At 41.4% G+C, this 2,842-nt stretch carries 3 protein-coding genes; all 3 read left to right on the top strand.

Annotation, left to right across the window (positions count from 1 at the left end; translation table 11 throughout):
* The coding region (locus Q0296_RS08545; protein ID WP_298039348.1) for an ATP-binding cassette domain-containing protein at positions 1 to 533 on the top strand (533 nt) is incomplete at its 5' end.
* Between the two features lie 89 nt (positions 534 to 622).
* Positions 623 to 1,384 carry a flagellar biosynthetic protein FliR gene (gene fliR, locus Q0296_RS08540; protein ID WP_107917041.1) on the top strand — a complete coding sequence of 254 codons (762 nt, stop codon included), beginning with the start codon at positions 623 to 625 and terminating at the stop codon, positions 1,382 to 1,384.
* A gap of 56 nt (positions 1,385 to 1,440) precedes the next feature.
* Positions 1,441 to 2,842 (top strand): Highly acidic protein (locus Q0296_RS08535; protein WP_298039343.1); only part of this gene is annotated, 1,402 nt, incomplete at its 3' end.

Genomic DNA, 2,842 nt, shown 5'->3' with positions numbered 1-2,842 from the left:
CCCTTATCCGCACCGTAAACCAGCTCGAGCAAATCCAAAGCGGCGAAATCTGGGTGGACGGTGTAGACGTGGCCAGTCCCGCCACCGACCTAAACAAAATCCGCGCCGAAGTCGGCTTCGTGTTCCAACATTTCAACCTGTATCCGCATTTGAGCGTGCTGGAAAACATCGTGCTCTCACCGATAAAAGTGAAAAAGCAAAGCCGTGCCCAAGCCGAAGAAAAAGCGCTGCAACTCTTGGAGCGCGTGGGCCTGGCGCATAAAAAAGACGCCATGCCCGGCGAGCTTTCCGGCGGCCAGCAGCAGCGTGTCAGCATCGCTAGAGTGCTTACTAAAAAGCCAAAGATCATCTTTGCAGACGAGCCAACGGGTAACCTTGACAAGCAAACGGCAAATGAAGTGATGCAAGTTTTATTTGACTACATAAATGAAAATAACGCCGCCCTTGTTTTAGTCACTCACGACAACGACCTAGCCGCAAAATGCGATAACTCATACAAGCTTGAGAACAAAGAGCTTGTGCAAATTTCTTAAAATTTAGCTTCAAATTTCTAAAAACGACCACATAAATTTAAAAACAAAGTAAAATTTTGTAAAATTAGCAAAAAATTTAAAAGAGCAAAATGGAACTAGTAGAATTTTTTGGAGCCGATAAAGCAATAGTTTTTATGCTTTTGTTTGCACGCCTAAGCGGTCTCATCGTATTTTTTCCATTTTATTCGCACAATCAAATTCCTCTTAGCGTAAAAACGCTTTTAGTTTTTGTTCTTTGTGTCGTGCTTTTTCCTCTCTCAAAAGCTCATGAAAACTCTATAAATTTCCTAGTTGGCGAGATACTTGGCGAGGTGATGCTGGGTCTTAGTGCAGGACTTATGCTAACTATCATCTTTGCCACGCTTCAAATGGCAGGCGAGCAAATCTCGATGGTCATGGGCTTTTCGATGGCGTCGGTACTTGATCCGCAAACTGGTACAAACTCCCCAGTCATAGCAAACCTTATAAATTTCATCGCACTGCTAACATTTTTGGCATTTGATGGACATCATTTACTCCTTCAGTTTTACGCTAGCTCACTTGCTGTGGTGCCTCTAGGAGATTTTTATCCACGCCCTGGCATCATGAGCTATGCGATAAATTTATTTACAAATTTGTTTATGTTTGGCTTTATCATGTCATTTCCGATCATCGCGCTTTCTTTGCTCTCAGACTCCATTTTTGGCATGCTTATGAAGACAATGCCGCAGTTTAACCTACTAGTCATCGGCTATCCTATCAAAGTAACGATCGGATTTTCCGTTTTGATAGCCATTTTAGCAGGCATTATGAAGATCATGAGTGACCTACTTTTAAAAGTGATAAATGATCTGCCAGCTCTGTTTTTTTAAGAAAATAGCAATGAAATTTATCATAGAATAGGCTTTTACTATTACAAGGAGGGATGATGAAAGTTGCTCTAATAAATAAAAATCCAGCAGTTTCACGTCTGATAACTTTAAGTCTGAATAAAATCGGTACCGAATATAGCGAATTTGAGGATCTAAATGGATTTGACGATGCTCAGTTTGACTTTATCATAATCGACAGCGACGTGGACAGCAGTGAACTTGCGACTACAAAAGATGTGATGTATCTAGCAAGTCGTGGCGAGAGCAAACCAGAATTTGCTACTTTGATGCTTGAAAAACCATTTTTACCGACTGAATTTATAAGTGTTTTTGAGCAAAATAGGCCAAAAGATGAGCCAGCTCCTGAGCATGGTGCGAGCGAGCAAGGCGAAAGCGACTTTGGCGACTTTAGCGATGAGGCTATGAGTTTTGACGAGATGTCAGGGTTTAAGCTGCCTGATATAGATACAAATTTAGAAAATTTTGCAGATCTTGATAAAGAGCTCTCAGAGGGCGTTAGCGATGATCTTGAGATGGATAGTGACATCAGCATGCCTGAGATCGAAAGTGATGAGGGACTGCTTGACTCTTTGGAGGAGCTTGATGAGCTAAAAGAGCTTGTGAGCGAAGACCTGGCTGATGAGAGTGAGACAGCAAGCGAGAGTGCCGAAGAAGAGATGGACCTTGGTGCTGCAATAGGCAAAGAGAGCGATCTAGCCGAGCTTAGCTCGCTTGTAGATGAGATAGAAAATATGCCTGAGACTTCTGAGATAGATGAGGCTCTTGGGGAAAATTTAGATGATATTATTAGCCAAAATGACGTTGTGGGCTTAGTTGACGACGAGAAGATAGATGGCGAACTTGACGAGATAGATCAGAGTAAATTTGAGCTTAGTGAGATTGATTCGCTTGATGAAGAGCTAAATAGTGAAGAGGCTGATGAGACTGATGCTAAAAATTTGGAGCAAGAAGAGCTAAATTTAGATGAGCTAGCTAAATTTGATGATAAAGATAGCCTTGAAAATGAGATAAATTTAGAAGATGAGCCTAAAGATGAGGAGAATTTAGATGAGATCTCTGAGGCTGATGAAGAGCAAATTCAAGTAGATGATGAAAAAGCAGAAGAAGATATAGAAGAAGAGGCTTTGGATGAAATTTCAAGTGAGGAGCTAGAAAATTTAGAGCCTAGCGAAAGCGAAAACGCTTCTAGCAAGATGCCAGTAGAAGAGCTAGAAGATGTGAGCGAGCCAGAAGCCAAAGAAGATCTAAACCTTGCTGATGAAACTTTTGAAGAAGAAAACGCTCAAGAAGAAGACGCACAAGAAGAGAGCAAAGACGCAGCATCAAGTGAGTTAAATTTCGACGTGGCATCGATAGATGATATAGATGAAAACACGATGTTAGCGGCATTTGGACTAAAAGATATACCTCAAACAAGCTCAAAAAATGATGCAAAAG

This window comes from uncultured Campylobacter sp., assembly GCF_937890585.1.
Lineage (GTDB): Bacteria > Campylobacterota > Campylobacteria > Campylobacterales > Campylobacteraceae > Campylobacter_A.
Note: the sequence above shows the minus strand (reverse complement) of the source record. Positions and strands in the feature narration are given on the sequence as shown.